This is a genomic window from Arthrobacter sp. NPDC080073 (assembly GCF_040686575.1).
Taxonomy (GTDB): domain Bacteria; phylum Actinomycetota; class Actinomycetes; order Actinomycetales; family Micrococcaceae; genus Arthrobacter.
In genome coordinates this window covers 70,229-89,067 of record NZ_JBFBKR010000010.1, presented here as the reverse complement: position 1 = coordinate 89,067, position 18,839 = coordinate 70,229, and the positions used below count along the sequence as shown (strand labels likewise).

Annotated in this window: 16 protein-coding genes; all 16 read right to left on the bottom strand. The window is 64.0% G+C overall.

From position 1 onward, the window contains the following. Position 1: 1 nt before the first annotated feature. The 16 genes from dnaE to murF all read right to left on the bottom strand — a co-directional run bounded on the left by dnaE (position 2) and on the right by murF (position 18,833). The gene (gene dnaE / locus AB0O52_RS13190; protein ID WP_364538203.1) at positions 2–3,559 is read right to left on the bottom strand and encodes a DNA polymerase III subunit alpha; all 3,558 of its coding nucleotides are present in this window, start codon (positions 3,557–3,559) and stop codon (positions 2–4) included. A 60-nt stretch (positions 3,560–3,619) separates the two neighbouring features. Then, complete coding sequence (locus tag AB0O52_RS13185; RefSeq protein ID WP_364538201.1) at positions 3,620–4,546, bottom strand: RluA family pseudouridine synthase; 927 nt, start codon at positions 4,544–4,546, stop codon at positions 3,620–3,622. Then, positions 4,539–5,159, bottom strand: a complete 621-nt coding sequence (gene lspA, locus AB0O52_RS13180) for a signal peptidase II (protein WP_364538199.1) — start codon at positions 5,157–5,159, stop codon at positions 4,539–4,541. The genes AB0O52_RS13185 and lspA overlap by 8 nt, the downstream gene beginning before the upstream one ends. Positions 5,160–5,252: 93 nt before the next feature. Then, a complete protein-coding gene (locus tag AB0O52_RS13175; protein ID WP_364538197.1) occupies positions 5,253–5,930 on the bottom strand; it encodes a DivIVA domain-containing protein in 678 nt (225 codons plus the stop codon). 166 nt (positions 5,931–6,096) lie between these two features. Continuing rightward, complete coding sequence (locus AB0O52_RS13170) at positions 6,097–6,384, bottom strand: YggT family protein (RefSeq protein WP_284983860.1); 288 nt, start codon at positions 6,382–6,384, stop codon at positions 6,097–6,099. A gap of 103 nt (positions 6,385–6,487) precedes the next feature. Then, positions 6,488–7,018: a cell division protein SepF gene (sepF, locus tag AB0O52_RS13165; protein ID WP_364538195.1), complete on the bottom strand. Its 531-nt coding sequence runs from the start codon at positions 7,016–7,018 to the stop codon at positions 6,488–6,490. Between the two features lie 88 nt (positions 7,019–7,106). Next, positions 7,107–7,856, bottom strand: coding sequence for a YggS family pyridoxal phosphate-dependent enzyme (locus tag AB0O52_RS13160; RefSeq protein ID WP_364538193.1), 750 nt, complete (start codon positions 7,854–7,856; stop codon positions 7,107–7,109). After that, complete coding sequence (locus AB0O52_RS13155; RefSeq protein WP_364538191.1) at positions 7,849–8,544, bottom strand: polyphenol oxidase family protein; 696 nt, start codon at positions 8,542–8,544, stop codon at positions 7,849–7,851. The genes AB0O52_RS13160 and AB0O52_RS13155 overlap by 8 nt, the downstream gene beginning before the upstream one ends. Positions 8,545–8,583: 39 nt before the next feature. Continuing rightward, entirely contained in the window at positions 8,584–9,816 is a 1,233-nt protein-coding gene (gene ftsZ, locus AB0O52_RS13150) for a cell division protein FtsZ (protein WP_364538189.1), read from the bottom strand. A gap of 215 nt (positions 9,817–10,031) precedes the next feature. Then, complete coding sequence (locus AB0O52_RS13145) at positions 10,032–10,871, bottom strand: cell division protein FtsQ/DivIB (RefSeq protein WP_364538187.1); 840 nt, start codon at positions 10,869–10,871, stop codon at positions 10,032–10,034. Beyond that, positions 10,864–12,237 (bottom strand): UDP-N-acetylmuramate--L-alanine ligase, encoded by a 1,374-nt coding sequence (gene murC, locus AB0O52_RS13140; protein ID WP_364538185.1) that lies wholly within the window; start codon positions 12,235–12,237, stop codon positions 10,864–10,866. Before murC ends, AB0O52_RS13145 begins: the two co-directional genes overlap by 8 nt. Continuing rightward, a complete protein-coding gene (gene murG / locus AB0O52_RS13135; protein ID WP_364538183.1) occupies positions 12,234–13,340 on the bottom strand; it encodes an undecaprenyldiphospho-muramoylpentapeptide beta-N-acetylglucosaminyltransferase in 1,107 nt (368 codons plus the stop codon). The genes murC and murG overlap by 4 nt, the downstream gene beginning before the upstream one ends. 6 nt (positions 13,341–13,346) lie before the next feature. After that, complete coding sequence (gene ftsW, locus AB0O52_RS13130) at positions 13,347–14,651, bottom strand: putative lipid II flippase FtsW (protein WP_364538181.1); 1,305 nt, start codon at positions 14,649–14,651, stop codon at positions 13,347–13,349. A 2-nt stretch (positions 14,652–14,653) separates the two neighbouring features. Beyond that, positions 14,654–16,255 carry a UDP-N-acetylmuramoyl-L-alanine--D-glutamate ligase gene (murD, locus tag AB0O52_RS13125; protein WP_364538179.1) on the bottom strand — a complete coding sequence of 534 codons (1,602 nt, stop codon included), beginning with the start codon at positions 16,253–16,255 and terminating at the stop codon, positions 14,654–14,656. Beyond that, positions 16,237–17,346 (bottom strand): phospho-N-acetylmuramoyl-pentapeptide-transferase, encoded by a 1,110-nt coding sequence (gene mraY / locus AB0O52_RS13120; RefSeq protein WP_364538177.1) that lies wholly within the window; start codon positions 17,344–17,346, stop codon positions 16,237–16,239. Before mraY ends, murD begins: the two co-directional genes overlap by 19 nt. Then, entirely contained in the window at positions 17,343–18,833 is a 1,491-nt protein-coding gene (gene murF, locus AB0O52_RS13115) for a UDP-N-acetylmuramoyl-tripeptide--D-alanyl-D-alanine ligase (RefSeq protein WP_364538175.1), read from the bottom strand. Before murF ends, mraY begins: the two co-directional genes overlap by 4 nt. Positions 18,834–18,839 lie beyond the last annotated feature (6 nt).

Below are 18,839 nucleotides of genomic sequence, written 5' to 3'. Positions count from 1 at the left end.
GTTAGCTGTCCAGGCAGGTCGGGCCAAGAAGTACCTTGAGGTCGCCGAAAAGTGATGGAGTGGGATTCACGCGCATGTGCACAGGCAGGCCCATGACCTCGACCTTGGAGTCACCCTGCAAGTGAAGCCTGACCTCGGAATTTCCCCGGTGGGTGGTCAAAACATCGCGAAGATCAGTCACGACGGCCTCGGTTGCCTTGTAGGTGGGCATCGTGATGACGAGGGGACCGTTGGTGCTTTCGCTCAGGTCCGGGACCGAGAGCTCCATGCAGTTCAAGGTGACCGCACCGTCGTCGCGCCGCTGCAGGCGGCCCTTGACCACCACGATCAGGTCCTCCGCGAGGACCGAAGCGATGGGGCCGTAGACCTGGCCGAAGAACATGACCTCGATGGAACCGCCCAGGTCTTCGATCTCCGCCCGGGCGTAGGCGTTGCCGCTTGCCTTGGCGATCCTGCGGCTGAGCGAGGTGATCATGCCCGCAATGGTGACGATGGCGCCGTCGTGCGGTCCGTCTTCTCCCAGGATCGAAGTGATCGACTGCTCGGCATGCTGGCTCAGCACACCCTCAAGCCCTTGCAAAGGGTGGTCCGAGACATAGAGCCCAAGCATGTCCCGCTCGAAGGCGAGCTTGTCTTTCTTCTCCCATTCGGGCAGGTCCGGGATCTCCGTGCTGAGTGAGGCCTGCGGCTCCTGGTCCTCGAATCCGGCGAAAAGATCGAACTGGCCGATCGCCTCATTGCGTTTGAGCGTGATGACGGAGTCGATCGCTTCTTCGTGGACCATGGCCAACGCCCGGCGGTGATGGCCGAGGGAGTCGAACGCGCCTGCCTTGATGAGGGACTCGATGGTGCGCTTGTTGCAGACGACCGCCGGAACCTTCATGAGGAAGTCCTTGAAGGAGGTGTAGGCACCCTCGCTCGCCCGGGCCGCCACCATGGCTTCCACTACGTTGACGCCAACGTTGCGGATGGCCCCCATTCCGAAGCGGATATCGGATCCGACAGGGGTGAAGTTGAGGCTTGACTCGTTGACGTCCGGCGGCAGGACAGTAATGCCCATGCGGCGGCATTCGTTGAGGTAGATCGCCGATTTGTCCTTGTCGTCGCCCACGGAAGTGAGCAGGGCGGCCATGTATTCGGGAGCGTAGTGGGCCTTGAGGTAGGCAGTCCAGTAGGAGATGACTCCGTACGCGGCGGAGTGCGCCTTGTTGAAGGCGTAGTCGGAGAACGGGAGCAAGATGTCCCACAAGGTCTTGACGGCATCCATGGAGTACCCGTTGTCCTGCATGCCTTGGGAGAAGCCGGCGAACTGCTTGTCCAGTTCTGACTTCTTCTTCTTGCCCATGGCACGGCGCAGGATGTCGGCTTGGCCCAGCGAGTAGCCGGCCAGCTTCTGCGCCACGGCCATGACCTGCTCCTGGTACACGATGAGGCCGTACGTTCCGCCGAGGATTTCGGCGAGCGGTTCCTCGAGCTCCGGGTGGATCGGGATGACCTCTTGGATCTTGTTTTTGCGGAGCGCGTAGTCCGTGTGCGCGTTGGCACCCATGGGACCCGGCCGGTAGAGCGCCAACACGGCGGAGATGTCTTCGAAGTTGTCAGGCTTCATGAGCTTGAGCAGCGACCGCATGGGCCCGCCGTCGAGCTGGAAGACGCCCAAGGTGTCCCCGCGCGCCAGCAGCTCGTACGACGCCGTGTCGTCCAACGCCAAGTGCTCGAGATCGAGGTCAATGCCTCGGTTCATCTTGATGTTCTCCAGGGCATCGGAAATGATCGTCAGGTTCCTCAGGCCGAGGAAGTCCATCTTGATCAGGCCGAGGCCTTCGGACGTCGGGTAGTCGAACTGCGTGATGACCTGGCCGTCCTGGATGCGGCGCATGACGGGAATGACGTCGATGATGGGGTCCGAAGACATGATGACACCCGCGGCATGCACGCCCCACTGCCGCTTCAGCCCTTCAATGCCCAGCGCGGTCTCGAAGACCTTGGCGGCCTCCGGGTCGGTGCTGATCAGCTGGCGGAAGTCTCCGGCCTCGCCGTAGCGCTTGGCCTCCGGGTTCTGGATGTCCGCCAGGGGGATGTCCTTGGCCATCACGGCCGGCGGCAGGGCCTTGGTGAGCTGTTCACCCATGCTGAACGGGTAGCCGAGCACGCGGGAGGAGTCCTTGAGCGCCTGCTTGGTCTTGATGGTGCCGTAGGTGACGATCATGGCCACGCGCTCGTCGCCGTACTTCCGGGTGACGTAGTCGATGACCTCGGAGCGGCGACGATCATCGAAGTCGACGTCGAAGTCGGGCATGGACACACGGTCCGGGTTGAGGAAGCGCTCGAAAATCAGGCCGTGTTCGAGCGGGTCGAGGTCGGTGATGCGCATGGCGTACGCCACCATGGAGCCCGCACCCGAACCACGCCCCGGGCCTACCCTGATGCCGTTGTTCTTGGCCCAGTTGATGAAGTCGGCCACCACCAGGAAGTATCCCGGGAAGCCCATGGAGGTGATGACGTCAAGCTCGTAGTCGGCTTGCTTGCGCACCTTGTCCGGGACGCCCTTCGGGTAGCGGTAATCGAGTCCCGCGGCTACTTCCTTGACGAGCCAGGAGGTCTCGTCCTCGCCGGGAGGGCAGGGGAACCGCGGCATGTAGTTCGCGCCCGTGTTGAAGGACACGTCGCAACGCTCTGCGATCAGCAAGGTGTTGTCGCAGGCTTCGGGATGGTCCCGGAACAGCTCGCGCATCTCCTGCGGGGACTTCAGGTAGTAGCCACTGCCGGAAAACGCGAATCGGGAGCCGCCGTTGTCATAGGTGGGCTCGAGCAGGGTGGAGCCCGACTGGATCGCCAACAAGGCCTCATGGGCCTTCGCGTCATGCTCATGCGTGTAGTGGAGGTCGTTGGTGGCCACCAGGGGAAGCTTCAGCTCCTTGGCCAAACGCAGCAGATCGCCGGTGACCCGCCGCTCGATGTCCAGGCCGTGGTCCATCAGTTCGCAGAAGTAGTTTTCCGCTCCAAAGATGTCGCGGAACTCGGAAGCCGCAGCCAGCGCCTCGCGGTATTGCCCGAGCCGAAGGCGTGTCTGGATTTCACCGGAAGGGCACCCGGTGGTGGCGATCAGGCCTTCGGAATAGGTGTTCAGCAGCTCCCGGTCCAAGCGGGGCCATTTGCCGAACACCGAGTCGAGGGAAGCAATCGAGGATGCCCGGAACAGATTGCGCATGCCGACGTTGTTGTAGCTCAAAAGCGTCATATGGGTGTAGGAACCACCACCTGAGACGTCATCCTTGCGCTGGCTCTCGTCGCCCCATCGGACGCGTTCCTTGTCGCCGCGCGCCGTGCCCGGCGTGACATAGGCTTCGACGCCGATGATCGGCTTGATGCCTTTGTCCGTGGCCTTCTTCCAGAAATCGAAGGCACCGAACAGGTATCCGTGGTCCGTGGTGGCCAGCGCGGGCATTCCCAGCCGCTCGGTCTCGTCGAACAACTCGGTGAGACGGGCCGCTCCATCCAGCATGGAGTATTCGGTGTGGGTGTGCAGATGGACGAACGAGTCATTGCTGGAAGTCACCACGACAGTCTACCGGCAGGGCCCGCGCAGTTGCAGTGGCGCGCTGGAGGCGTGGATCCTCTAAGCGTTGCCGCTTTCAAGAAGTTCCAACGCATACTGCAGGTCCGCCGGGTACTGGCTGGTGACTTCCACCCATTCGCCGGTCCGGGGGTGGTTGAAGCCAAGCCGCCGCGCGTGCAGCCACTGCCGGGTCAGTCCCAGGTTGGCAGCCAAACGCGGGTCCGCCCCGTAGGTCAGATCGCCCGCACAGGGGTGCCTGAGGGCCGAGAAATGAACCCGGATCTGGTGTGTCCTGCCTGTCTCGAGGTGGATTTCCACGAGGGTCGCCTTGCCGTAGGCCTCGAGGACTTCGTAGTGCGTTACAGAAGGACGGCCATCCTCGATCACCGCGAAACGCCAATCATGCCCCGGGTGGCGCCCGATGGGCGCGTCTATGGTGCCCTCCAAGGGATCCGGCAGGCCCTGGACCACTGCGTGGTACACCTTGTCCACTGTGCGTTCCTTGAAGGCCCGCTTGAGCACCGTGTAGGCCTGCTCGCTCTTGGCCACGACCATGACGCCGGAGGTTCCGACGTCGAGACGGTGGACGATGCCTGCACGTTCCGGCGCGCCGGACGTTGAGATCCGGTATCCCGCACCGGCAAGGCCACCCACCACGGTAGGGCCTACCCAACCCGGTGACGGGTGCGCCGCCACGCCTACGGGCTTGTCGATGACGACAAAGTCGTCATCGTCCAACAGGATATTCAGGCCTTCCACGACTTCCTCCACGACTTCCAAGGGATCCCTGCGTTCGGGAACGGTGACTTCCAGCACGGACCCGGCAACGAGTTTCGCCGATTTACCCACTGGGTTCGCGGCGATGGTGACGTTGCCCTCGGCGATCAGCAAGGCGGCGGCGGAGCGGGAGACGTCCATCAGTTTCGCCAAGCCCGCGTCGGCCCTGGCCCCGCCCAGCTCTTCGGGCACCACGAATTGCTCAGACATCGCCGGGATCCCCATCCTCCGGCGTGGCGGCCTTGGCCGGCGCGGAACCGGCGGAGTGGTGGCGGGAGCCGTCGAGGCCGATCCCCCGCAAGGTCAGCAGGCAGATGATCACGACGCTGGAAACCACCGCCGAGTCTGCGATGTTGAAAATAGCGAAGTTGGGCAACTGGATGAAGTCCACCACGTGGCCCAAGGCGAAGGAAGGTTCGCGGAAGAGGCGGTCCGTGAGGTTTCCGAGTGCGCCGCCCAGCAGCAGGCCGAGTGCCAGCGACCACCAGACCGAGCCCAATCGACGCACTTGGAACAGGATCACCACTGAAACGGCCGCCATGACGATCGTGAAGACCCAGGTGACGTTTTCACCGATGGAGAACGCAGCGCCCGAGTTCCGGATGTAGTACCAGTGCAGGAGCGGAGGAAGGACGGGGATCCGCTCGCCTTCGACCATGGTGCTGGTGACCCAGAGTTTGGTCAGTTGGTCGAAGGCGTATGCGAACGCGGCGAAGCCTGCAAAGACCCAAAGCAGTGCGGGACGCCACGTGTGGGCTTTGATGCGGACCGGCTCCACGCTGCTGTTGGTTGGCTCGGTGCCGTCAGTTTGTTCGTCGCTCATAGTACTTTCATTCGGTAACCGTTGCTTCTGGCGCCTTAACAGGCGAAAGCCGGCGGCCGAGGAATCCCCAGCCACCGGCTTTCAGAATACTTGCTAGACCTCTGCGGCGGCTTCGCCGACCTCAGGAGCCGCAACTGAGCCGCGGGCATCCAGGTCACGCAGCTGGCCTTCGATGTAGGCCTTCAGCCGGGCGCGGTAGTCGCGCTCGAAGCCGCGGAGCTGCTCCACCTTGCGTTCGAGAACGCTGCGCTGCTGCTCAAGGGCACCGAGGATCTTGCGGGACTTGTCCTGTGCGTCGTTGACGAGGGTGGAGGCTTCGATCTGTGCCTCGGCAATGATCTTTTCCTTCTGCTGCTCACCATCGGCGACGTGCTTGTCGTGCATCTGCTGGGCCATGGCGAGCAGGCCGGCTGCGGACTCGGCGGAAGGAGAGCCGGCCGAAGGTGCGGACGGAGCGACGGCAACGGCCGGCTCCTTCCTCTTCTCGGCTTCCGCAGCTTTCGCTTCGGCTTCTGCCTTGGCCTGCGCGTCCTTGTCAGCCTTCCCCTGGGCGGGCACCTTCTCGACCACGGGTGCCGATGCTGCGTTGGCCGGGACCGGGTTTCCGCTTTCGCTGAGCTTCTTGCGCAGCTCGTCGTTCTCTTGGTTCAAGCGCCTCAGCTCGACGACGATTTCGTCGAGAAAGTCATCGACCTCGTCCTGGTCGTAGCCTTCGCGGAACTTGGTCGGCTGAAAGCGCTTGTTGACAACGTCTTCTGGCGTCAAAGCCATCTGGTCACCTCGTTGGTCTAGTTAGTCAGTAGGCCTTCCGGCCGTTCAAAACTACGGTACCTAAATATCATCTGATTCCCCCAATTCAACACCATCGTGTTGGGTCGGAGGATTGCAGCCCGCCAGCCGAAGAAAACAGATCGACGGCAAGCGGCCTACGGAAAAGCTACGCCAGCGTGTAGACGAATCCCATCGCGATGCTGACGACAATAAACACGATCAGAAAGGCCAGGTCAAGGGATACCCCGCCAAGCTGCAGTGGTGGAATCAGCCGGCGGATCCTTTTCAAGGGCGGGTCGGTCACGGAATACACCACGTGCGCGGCCACCAGGGCAGCGCCGCGGGGGCGCCACTGGCGCGCGAACATCTGCACCAGGTCGAAGACGAGCCTGATGATGAGGGTGACCAGGAACAGCAGCAGTGCAATGTACAAAAGGCCGAAAACTATGCCCACGGGTTAGCTCAGATCTCCTAGTTCGCCACTTTTCTCGGTCAGTCCCTCTATTGCAACACAGATGCCAGGCAGATCGCTCTGCCTGGCATCTGAGATGACTGTGCTAGCTCTGGTTGAAGAACGTTGCTTGGGCTTCGCTGACCTTCTTGTCGTCGCCAAGGACTTCGACGTACGACGGCGACAACAGGAAAACCTTGCTGGTGACGCGTTCAATGCTGCCATGGAGTCCGAAGACCAACCCGGCGGAAAAGTCGACGAGGCGCTTGGCATCTCCCTCGCCCATGTCGGTGACGTTCATGATCACGGGGATGCCGTCCCGGAAACTTTCGCCGATGACTTTGGCGTCGTTATAGGAGCGGGGATGGACGGTGGTGATCTGCCTCAGTCCGGAGGCGTCTTCGCGGCTTGATGCCGCACGCTTGATAGGTGTCACGGGTGCGCGGTATTCCTCTTCGGCGACAGGGGGGACTTCACGGACTACTTCACGTACAGGTGCAGCGGCGCGGCGCTCTTCACGATTGTGGTCGACAGACCGTTCCTCGTCCATGTGCTGCACGTGCTGCTCAGACTCGTAGTGTTCATCGCCATCGGCGAGCCCAAGATAAACCATTGTCTTGCGCAGTGCGCCAGCCATGCTGGACTCCTATCGTGTCTGCAGTAGGCGGGCCGCCCATGACTTGACATCGCTGAAATCCCGGCCCGTCGCTTCCAATACTTTGACGCTACCCCACCCGCGGACGCGAACCGAGAATATCCGAGCCTATCCGCAGGTGTGTCGCGCCAAATTGAACGGCGGCTTCTAAGTCCTGGCTCATCCCTGCGGATATCCCCGCGGCATCCGGATGCAGTCTGCGCAGATCCCGCGAAATGGCGGCGAGTTTTTCGAATGCTTCCTCCGGGGGCGCGCCGAGCGGCGCGACAGCCATCACACCGGCCAGGCGCAGTCCGGTGGCGGAAGCGATGGATTCGGCGAGGCGCTCGACGTCGGACGGAGCGGCACCGCCGCGGTGGGCGCCGGCGTCGTCCTCAAGACTGACCTGGATGTAGCAGTCGAGGTCCGGCCTGCCGGACTCGGACTGTTGCCGGGCAACAGCCTTGGCAAGGGCCTCGGCGAGTTGCGGACGGTCGATCGAATGCACGGAAAACGCGTACTTCGCCACGGACTTGGCCTTGTTGCTTTGCAGTTGACCGATGAAGTGCCAACGCACCGGGAGTCCGGCGAGCTCGGCGGACTTCGCGGCCGCTTCCTGGTCGCGGTTCTCACCGACGTCCGTCACGCCGAGCACCGCCAGCCGGGCGACATCCGCTGCGGGATGGAACTTGCTGACGACTATCAGTTGCGGCTCTTCGCTTCGCCCAGCCGCCACGGTTGCCGCCGAAATCCGCTGGCGGACAGCGGCGAGCCGTTCGCGCAGCTCGGCCGTCCGAGGATCGCCTGCAGCGCTTTCCGCTGTGGGGAAATTCTCACTCATGCGTCCACACCAAACCTGCGAAGCGGCCTGTGTGCTGGTTGCGCCTGTAAGAGTAGAGCCGGGGGGTCTCCAGCGTGCACTCCCCCGAGTACTCGATCGCGACGTCGAGTGCTTTCAGCTGGGCGCGCACACCGGCGGGCAGATCCAGAGCGGGCGTACCCCATGAGGTTGTTGACCAGGTTTCAGGGACAACGGCAGCTACGTCCGCCCGCAACTGTTCGGGAACTTCGTAGCATTGACCGCAGATGGAAGGGCCCACCCAGGCGCTGATGGTCGCCGCACCGTGGTTTCGCATGTTCGCCACAGTGGCCGAAACGATGTCCGCTGCGACGCCGGGCCGGCCTGCATGGACCACGGCAAGGACCGGGTCGGTTTCTTCCGGCACTTCGCCCAGCAGTACGACCGGGACGCAGTCGGCCACCATGACGGCGAGAGGCTGTCCCCTCGACACCATGGCGTCAGCCGTTGGCCCGTCGCCGTGCGCGGCGATGAATTCAACGGCGTTTCCGTGGACCTGGTTCATGTATTGGAAATGCCGTTCGCCGAGGCCCGCTGCTGCTTCCAGCCGGGCCCGGCGCGCCATGACATCGTCAGGATTGTCCGCTACGTGCAGTGCAAGGTTGCCCGCATGGTCATCGGAGAAGGCGACCGAAATTCCGGGCCGCACTTCTTTTTGCCACCAAAACACTACTGGCTGACTCTCCTGGGTGGGTCTGAACGGAACGGGCTACTTCAGGAAGTCCGGAACATCGAGGTCGTCGGTGCGGCTTCCCGAAAGGTCCGGTTCGACGACGGCGGGAAGGTCGACGTCGAAGCCGGAGTCGGCCGGCAAAGCCGATGGGCGCTGCTGGCCCCAGTTGCTCAGGCCGGACGCGCCGACGCCAGCGGCGACGTGCTGCGGCGCCGAGTAGGCCGGGGCAGCCGAAGGCGCGGCGGGGCGCTCCGGGGCCGCAGGGGCCTGGTGCTGACCTGGCTGCTGGGAAACGGACTGGTTCATCGACGGCGACGTGGCCTTGACGTCGTCAAAACCGGCGGCGATGACCGTGACGCGTGCTTCGTCACCCAGGGCGTCGTCAATGACGGCACCGAAGATGATGTTGGCTTCGGGGTGGGCCACTTCCTGCACGAGCCTCGCGGCTTCGTTGATTTCGAACAGGCCAAGGTCCGAACCGCCCTGGATGGAGAGCAGGACGCCGTGGGCGCCGTCGATCGACGCTTCCAGCAGCGGTGAGGCGATGGCGAGCTCTGCGGCCTTGACGGCGCGGTCTTCGCCGCGGGCCGAGCCGATACCCATCAGAGCGGAGCCTGCACCCTGCATGACCGACTTGACGTCGGCGAAGTCGAGGTTGATCAGGCCGGGAGTGGTGATGAGGTCCGTGATGCCCTGGACACCGGAGAGGAGCACTTGGTCAGCGGAACGGAAAGCGTCCAGGACGGAGACGTTACGGTCGCTGATGGACAGGAGGCGGTCGTTGGGAATGACGATGAGGGTGTCGACTTCATCGCGCAGGGCGTCGATTCCAGCCTCGGCGGAACCGGCGCGCCGGCGGCCTTCGAAGGTGAAGGGCCGCGTGACGACACCGATGGTCAGGGCGCCGAGCGAGCGTGCGATCCGGGCCACGACGGGGGCGCCGCCGGTTCCGGTGCCGCCGCCTTCGCCTGCGGTGACGAAGACCATGTCGGCTCCGCGGATAACCTCTTCGATCTCATCGGCGTGGTCCTCGGCGGCCTGGCGTCCGACGTCGGGGTTGGCGCCGGCTCCCAGACCGCGGGTGAGCTCGCGTCCGACGTCAAGCTTGACGTCCGCATCGCTCATGAGGAGAGCCTGGGCATCGGTGTTGATGGCGATGAACTCGACGCCGCGAAGGCCGACTTCGATCATTCGGTTAACTGCATTCACGCCACCGCCGCCGATGCCGACGACCTTGATGACGGCCAAGTAATTCTGCGGTGCTGCCACGTTTCGTGCCCCTTGCTTGTGTCCTATAGCGAAACAGATCGAGTCCAACTTGAATCCTTGGACCTTAACCCTCTAGTTGAAGGTTATAGTTATGTCAAGTAACTCTTAAGTGACCGTATGGGCTATGAATCCGACATTCAATGACCGCCTCCGCGTGTCGTGTGAAAGTCCGAAAAATAGCCCCGTACACCGGCGAAGTTACTTCGTGGAATGGCCTATTTGGTGAACGGGTGCCTCGGTGCGCTGACATCGTAGACATTCACCGGAACTTTTGGATTGGCGGGAGCCTTAAGCAATGCCTCAAGGACCCGCGCCTTGAGCTCCTTCTCGTCCGCATTCCCCCACACAACGATTTTGCCGTCCGTGAGCTTGAGCTGGACGGCGTCCGGCGACGAGGCCGATGCGCTGGCCATCTTCGCCAGGACATCCGCCGGCAGCGTCGCAAGAACGGCCGTGATCGCCCTGAAGAGATTCTGGTTGGCTCCCAGCCCGTCGATGAGGGGCAAGGCGACCGATGCGGGATCGGCGGTTGACCCAAGCTGGACGCCGTCGACGTCGACGAGTGAATAGTTGTCGCCGCTCTTGACCAGCGCCACGGGCACCCGCTCCACGACGTGGACCAAAAGTTCCGACGGCGGGCGGGCCTCGGTACTGACGGAACGCACCTGGACGAGGGGCTTGAGAAGCGCGGAGATCTCGGCGTCGTTGATTTGCGGAAGAGGTTTTCCCTTCACCGGTTCGAGGGCCTTCTGGACGCTCGCCGCGGGGAGCAGCTTGGTGCCGTCAACCGTCACCGTGCGGACAGCAAACACCGGCGAGTAGACCGCCGCAACGATAATTCCCGCGACCAGGGCGACGACGATGGCCAACACCGTGAGCACTGTCCGCCGCTGCTTGCGTCCCTTGGGCTCCGGAAAGGCCAGCACGTTGCTGTCCTTGCCGCTGGCGGCGTCCGACGGACCCCCGACGGGATCGTCGAGGCTGCGTTCAGCACTGACGACTCCGGGCCGGGTGCCGGCCTTCGGCTTGAAAGTGGGCTTCCGGGTATCAGCCACCCAACAGCTCCACGATCCTGGGTCCGTAGGCCGTCACGTCGCCGGCTCCGACGGTCAGCACGATGTCGCCCTCGCCGGCCGCGGAGAGAACCGCGTCCAGCGCCTCCTGGCCGCCGGCCACGAGCCTGCCGCTCTTGAGGCGCCCCGTGATCAAGGCACTCGTGACTCCGGGGATGGGATCCTCGCGGGCAGGGTAGATGTCCAGGACGAGGGCTGTATCCGCCTCGCCAAGCGCCTCCGCAAACTGTTCCGCGAATTCGCGGGTGCGCGAAAACAGGTGCGGCTGGAAGAGCACATGCACCTTGTTGCCGCCTGCCACGGAGCGGGCGGCGGACAAGGCGGCCCGGACCTCCGTGGGGTGGTGGGCGTAGTCGTCGTAGACCCGTACGCCCCTCCCCTGTCCCTTGAACTCGAATCGCCGCGATGCGCCGGTGAAATGGCCGAGGGCAGCCGCGGCGGACCCGGGCGCCACGCCGAGCTCGACTGCGACGCCGAACGCAGCCGCCGCGTTCAAGGCGTTGTGCCGCCCGGGTACTTTGAGCTCAAGCTGGTATCCCTGTCCGTCGATGGACACCCGGACGTCGCCGGGCCCCCCATCGTGCAGGCGTATATCGGCGTCCTCCGCGGTGCCGTAGCTCAGCACCCGCGTATTGCCCGCGGCGCGGGTCCGTTCCGCGAGGGCCCGGGCGCCGTCGTCGTCCGCGCAGGCAAAAAGCACGCCGTTGGCGGGCAGCAGTGCCGCGAAACTGTCGAAGGAGGCGTAGACAGCCTCAGGCGTGCCGTAATAGTCCAGGTGGTCTGCCTCGACGTTCGTGACGACGGCAATGAGCGGCCGGTAGTTCAGGAAGGAACCGTCCGATTCATCGGCTTCGGCGACGAAGATGTCCGAGGTGCCGTGCGCCGCGTTGACACCGAGAGCGGGTACGTTGGCGCCGATGGCGAAGGACGGGTCCAGTCCGGCTTCCTTGAGCAACACAGCAACCATTGAGGTGGTCGTCGACTTGCCATGCGTGCCCGCCACGGTCACAACGCGGTCTGTCCCCATGGTTGCCGCGAGGGCCTCCGAGCGGTGGAGCACGGGAATGCCGGCCGCCCGGGCCGCCTCCAACTCCGGATTGTCAGCCCTGATGGCCGAACCCGCGACGACGGTCTGCGCGTCACGAAGGTTTTCCGCGGCGTAGCCAACGGCGATCCGCGCCCCGGCGGACTGGAGGTCCTGCATGACGGGCAGGTCCTTGGCGTCCGAACCGCTCACCGGAACGCCCCGGGCCACCATGATGCGTGCGACGGCAGACATGCCCACGCCGCCGATGCCGATGAAGTGGACCCGGCCGAGGGAATCGACGTCTGCGAGGGGCCGGGTCATTCGCTTACCGCTTCCAAGACGAGATCAGCCATCCGCTGATCAGCATTTCTGATGCCAAGTTCCCTTGCCTTGCTGGCCATTTCCTCGAGGCGGGCCTGATCCGTGAGCAAAGGAATCAACTCGGCTTTGAGCCATTCCGCGGTCAGGGCCCGGTCGTCGACCAAAAGCGCAGCCCCGGCCTTGACCAGCGCGGATGCGTTCATTGCCTGCTCGCCGTTTCCGATGGGCAGCGGGACGAATACCGCAGGGAGCCCGACGGCGGCCACCTCACTGACGGTTGCCGCGCCGGAACGGGCCAGGAGAACGTCGGCGGCCGCGTACACGTTTTCCATGCCGTCGACGTATTCCACCTGGTGGTAGCCGTCGACAGCCAGGGGGGCGCCGTCGTCGTTCGTCACTGCCTTGCCGGGGCCGGTGATGTGCAGCGTCTGGATGCCGGCTTCCGCCAAAGCGGCGACAGCACCGGCAATGGTGCGGTTGATGCTCAGCGCGCCGGAAGAGCCGCCCGTCACGATGAGCGCGGGTTTTCCGGCGTCCAGGCCAAGCGACTGCCTGGCATCCGCGCGCCAAGCCGCCCGGTCCAAACCGGCGATGGCCTTGCGCATCGGCATCCCGACGTGGCGGGCGTGCCTTAGCCGGGTCTCGGGGAAGGCCACGCCCACGTGCTTGGTGAACATCGCGCCTACCCGGTTGGCAAGCCCGGCCCGCGTGTTGGCCTCGTGGATGACGATGGGAATCCTGCGACGCCACGCCGCGAGGTACATGGGAGTGCAGACATAGCCGCCGACGCCGAGGAGGACGTCGGCCTGCGCGTCGTCCAGGATGCGCCCGGCTTGTTTGACGGCCGCAGCGAGCCTACGGGGCAGTTTGAGCAGATCCGCGGAAGGCTTCCGGGGAAAGGGAACCCGGTCGATGGTGGCCAACTCGTAGCCTGCAGCCGGAACGAGGCGCGTTTCCATGCCGTTGGGTGTGCCGACGGCAAGGATCCTTGCATCCGGCCGCAGTGACTTGATGGCATCGGCAATGGCGAGTAACGGGCTGATGTGTCCGGCGGTCCCGCCGCCGGCTAGGACCACGGAGAGGGGTTTGGGCTGGGAATTCATGGAGTGCTATGTACGCTTTCGTGCAGTTTTTCCAAGTCGCCAGCGCGGCTTGGAACGGCTGGCAGGAGCGATTTGGGCGCGGGCCAAAGACAACACTACGCCCACGCCGCACAGCGACATCACCAACGCTGAACCACCGTAGGAAATGAAAGGCAGAGGAACGCCGATCACGGGCAGCAGTCCGGCCACCATGGCCATGTTGATCGCGGCCTGTCCAAGCATCCACGCCATGATGGATCCGCCGAGCACCCGGGCGAACAAGTCTTCCTGGTGGCTGACGACGCGGTAGATGGCAACGGCGAGCAGCGCAAAAAGCACCAGGACCACGATGGTCCCCACAAGCCCGAGTTCCTCCCCGATGACGGCGAAAATGAAGTCGTTGTGGGCTTCGGGAATCCACTGGTATTTTTGCCGGCTCTGGCCAAGTCCGACACCAAGCCAACCTCCCGAAGCCAGGGCGCTGAGCCCCTGTTCGCTTTGGAAGCCGATGTCGCTTGCCCCTGCGCAACTCTGTCCCATCCACGAGGTGATCCGGCACATCCGGTTTCCGCTCGTGAACGCCAGAATCAGCGCGGCAGCGGCGGCGACACCACCGGCAGCAGCGAAGAGCTTCAGGTTGACGCCGCCGAAAAACAAGCCCGCAGCCATGATGAGCATGACCACCAGCGAGGTGCCGAGGTCATGCCCCAGGACAATGAGGGTAATGATGACGCCGGAGACCGGGACGATAGGGATCAGCGCGTGCGTCCACTTGTCGAGAAGTTTTGCCTTGACGGAAAGAACCGTGGCCATCCAGAGCACCAACGCGAACTTGGCGTATTCCGATGGCTGGAAGGTGAAGCCACCGATCTCGATCCAGTTCTGGTTGCCCAGCACACGCTTGCCGATAACGAGTACCAGCACCAGCAAGGCGCAGGCAAGAATGATCGAAGGCCAGGCGAACCTTTTCAGCCAGACGACGTTGACCCGGGAAAGCACCAGCATGGCAACGACGCCGATGCCTGCGAACATGCCCTGCTTGGTGGCGATGGAGTACGGGGATTCGCCGGCCGCAATCGCCTCGACGCTGGACGCCGAGAGGACCATGATGATCCCGATGGCCGTGAGCGCCAGCGAAGCGCCAAGAATCAAGTAGTAGGTTGACCCGCCGCTCGATTTACCGCTTCCCTCCAGAGTTGCCCAGAACCCGGAAATCCCCGAGCGGATGCGGGACGGCAGCGAGGCTCGGGCAACGCCTGCCGCGCGTCCAGCGGGGTCTGGCTTGCCGGCCCGGGTCCGCCCGGGCCCGCTGCGCGTGGGCGTGCTGACCATTGTTACTCCTCGGTGGTCTGTGCCTGGCCTTCCACAAGCTCGCGCACTGCCCGGATGAAAGCATCGCCACGGTGAGCGTAGGAAGAGAACTGGTCCATGGAAGCAGCCGCCGGAGCCATCAGCACGGTATCGCCGGGCTCGGCGACACTTGCTGCCGACTCGACAGCATGGGCCATGACGGTGTCGCCGAAGATCGGAGACGGTTCCGCGGCGGCACCAGCTGAATCGGCGGACTGCACCTTTTCAGTGTCGCCCTTGGGCTGCCCGATTACGGGCACATCCGCTGCGTGTCGCCTGAGGGAGGCTTCCAGGTCCGCGGTGTCGGAGCCGATCAGCACCACCGCCTTGAGCCTGTGCGCGTTGCTTTTGACCAGGTCGTCATAGTTGACGCCCTTGGACAAACCGCCTGCGATCCAGACGACCTTGTCGAACGCCGACAGGGCTGCAGAAGCTGCGTGCGGATTGGTCGCCTTGGAGTCGTTGACCCAGAGCACGCCGTTCTGCTTGGCCACAGGCTGGATGCGGTGGTCTCCCGGGAGATAGTTCCGGAGCCCCTCACGCACTGCAGCCGGTTCGACGCCGTAAGCGCGCACGAGTGCGGCAGCGGCCAGCGCGTTGGCGACCATGTGTCGGGGCGCAGGCTGGCCCAGATCCGCCAGGGACGCGAGTTCCTCTGCTGAACTCTTGCGCTCTTCGATGAACGCACGGTCCACGAGCAACCCCTCGACGACACCGAGCATGCTGACAGCCGGGGTCGAGGTGGTGAAGCCGATCGCCCGGCAGCCCTCCACCACGTCGGCGTTTTCCACCATGCGTTCGGTCTCGATCTGCTCGGCGTTGTAGATACACGCCTTCTGGGTGTGCTCGAAGATTTTTGCTTTGTCCGCGAGGTAGGACTCGTAGGAGCCGTGCCAGTCGACGTGGTCCTCGGCGACATTGAGGCAGACGCTTGCGACCGGGGAGAGCGATTCGATCCAGTGCAATTGGAAGCTGGAAAGCTCGACCGCGAAGGCGTCGTACTCCACCGGGTCACGGAGTGCGTCCAGGATGGGAGTACCTACGTTCCCTACGGCGATTGCCTTGAGCCCCGCTGCCTGCAGCATGGCTTCAGTCATGCCCACAGTGGTGGTTTTGCCGTTGGTACCGGTGATCGTGAGCCAGTCCGCCGTCTTGCGGCCTTTGCGTTCGCGCACCCGCCAGGCGAGTTCGACGTCGCCCCACACCGGTACGTGGGCCCGTTTGGCAGCTGCCAGGAGGGACTGGTCCGGCCGCCAGCCCGGCGACGTCACGACGAGTTCGGCCTTTTCGCCGTCCACGCGGGGCAGCGTCTTGACGGCGTCCTGGCCGAGGAGGACGTCGGCTGCGCCGACGATCTTCAAGGTGTCCGCCTGGGCGAGGGCTTTGGCACTCGTGGCAGCGTCAACCACCACTACCCGTGCGCCGAGTTCGATCAAGGTGTCGGCGGCCGCGAAACCGGAGACACCGATGCCGGTCACGACGACGCGCAGGCCCTTCCAGTCGGAATCCCAACTGACGAGGTTACGTAACCGGTCGTTGGCAGAAGGCTTGGTTTGAGGACTTGAGCTCACAGCAGCACCACCCATTCAGCATAGAAAATCCCAAGGCCCGCGGCCACGAAGAGGCCACAAAGAATCCAGAATCGGACAACCACCGTGATCTCGGCCCAGCCCTTGAGTTCGAAATGATGCTGAAGGGGGGCCATCTTGAAGACCCGCTTCCCTTTGGTGACCTTGAAGTAGCCCACCTGGATGATGACCGACAGCGTGATGAGGACGAAGAGGCCGCCGATGATGCCCAAAAGAAGCTCGGTGCGGGAAAGGATCGCAAAGCCCGCCACCGCCCCGCCGATGGCCAGGGAACCGGTGTCTCCCATGAAGATCTTCGCCGGGGACGTGTTCCACCAGAGGAAGCCCACCAGGGCGGCACTGCAGATAGCGGCCAGGAGCGCCAGATCGAGCGGGTCGCGGACCGAGTAGCAGCCGCTGCCCGCCTCGCGGGGTGAACCGCAGGCCTGGTTGTTCTGCCAGATCCCCATCAGCGTGTAGGCCCCGAAGACCATGATGGAGGCGCCGGCGGCAAGGCCGTCCAGTCCGTCCGTCAGGTTGACGCCGTTGGTTGCCGCAGTGACGATCAGGTTCGACCAGATGACAAACAGGATGGCCCCGAGGACGGTGCCTCCGAAGGCCAGGTTCAGCCAGGGAATGTCCCGGACAAGGGAAATATGGGTGGAGGCCGGGGTGATCCCCTGCGCGTCGGGGAAGTTCAGGACGAGCACTGCGAAGACAATGCCGACGAACGCCTGAAGGATCAGCTTGGCTTTGGCATTGAGTCCAAGGCTGCGTTGCTTGGAGATCTTGATGAAATCGTCGAGGAAACCAACGAAGCCCATGCCGACCATGAGGAACAACAGGAGCAGGCCCGAAGCCGAAGGGCCCGGTGATCGCGGGTTCATCATCCACATGATCAGGTGGGTCAGCCCGTAGCTGACGAGCACGGCGGCCACCACGACTGTCCCGCCCATGGTGGGAGTACCACGCTTGGTGTGGTGGGAGGTGGGTCCGTCGTCGCGGATGAACTGGCCGTATCCCTTGGTGACGAGAAACCGGATGAAGAGCGGCGTTCCGACCAAAGCCACCAGGAGGGCGACGCCCGCGCCGATCAACAGTGCAATCACAGCAGCTCGTTCCCTTCATTGGCGGCAGTTGCAACCGCGGTGTTCGCACTCGTACCGGCTTGTGGGGGTAATGCTATCCGATCCCCTAAATGCCTTAGGCCCACCCCGTTCGAGGACTTGAACAGCACCAAGTCGCCTGGTTTCAGCTCGGCCTGCAGCAGTTCGTAGGCTTCGTCGGCCGTTTCCGCGAAACTGCACTCGTCGCCCCAGGAGCCTTCCTGGATCGCGGAAATGTACAGCGCCCGGGCTTCGCGGCCAACCACTACGAGCCTGGAAATGTTCAAGCGGACCACTTGCGTCCCCACTGCGGTGTGTTCGCGGATGGAGTCTTCGCCAAGCTCCAGCATCGCGCCCAGCACCGCCCACGTGCGGCGTCCGTGGCCGAGGTCGGCGAGGGTGCGCAGGGCTGCCCTCATGGATTCCGGATTCGCGTTGTACGCGTCGTTGATGATGGTGACCCCGTCCGGGCGCTCGGTGCGTTCCATTCGCCACCGGCTGGCCGGCGACTGCTCGCTCAGCGACTCGGCGATCCCGGCGGCGGGGATACCGGCCGCAAACGCGGCGGCAGCGGCCGCAAGAAGGTTGGTGATGTGGTGCGCACCGATGAGCTTGCTGTGAACGGGATGCGGGATCCCGCCGTCGGGGAGGAAGAGCTCGAATTCCGGGTGGCCGTCTTCGTCGATATCGGCGTTCCTGGCTTCGACTGCGGAGCCGGGAATGCCGGTAGCGGTGGTTCCGAGCACTTTGGCCCGGGTGCGGGAAACCATGGCCGCGACCCGCGCGTCGTCGAGGTTGATGACGGCCGTTCCGTCGTGCCCCAGCGCCTCGACGAGTTCGCCCTTCGCCTTGGCTATGTTCTCGACGCCACCGAACTCGCCTGCGTGGGCGGTGCCGACGCAAAGTACGACGCCGATGTCCGGTTGGACCATCTCGGCGAGGTATTTGATGTGGCCGATGCCGGTGGCGCCCATTTCGATCACGAGGTAGCGGGTGCCCGCGTCGGCTCGGAAAACGGTGAGCGGCACGCCGACTTCCCCGTTGTACGAACCCTGAGGCGCCACTGTGGCGCCGGCGCGGGAAAGAATGCCCGCGAGCAAGTCCTTGGTGGTGGTCTTGCCCGCCGAGCCTGTGATGCCGATGACGGTAAAGGGCTCCCCCTGTGCGGCGCGCGCGGCGCGGATGCGGCGCACGGACTCTGCAGCCAGGGCACCCATGGCGATCACGGCGTCATCGACGACGACGGCTGGGTACGGCCGGCCGTCATTGTCGGAAACGTCGCGCTCGGTCAGCGCCAGGACAGCCCCGCGCTCGAAAGCGGCGCCTACATAGGCATGGCCGTCAGCGTTCTCTCCTGGCTTGGCCACGTACAACGATCCAGCGGCCGCCTCACGGGAGTCGGTAACGACGGACGCCGGGACAATGCCCGGGTCCGCTGCCAATCGGCCGTTGGTAATATCGGCGATCTCCGCCGCAGTAAGTGCAATCATCTCGGT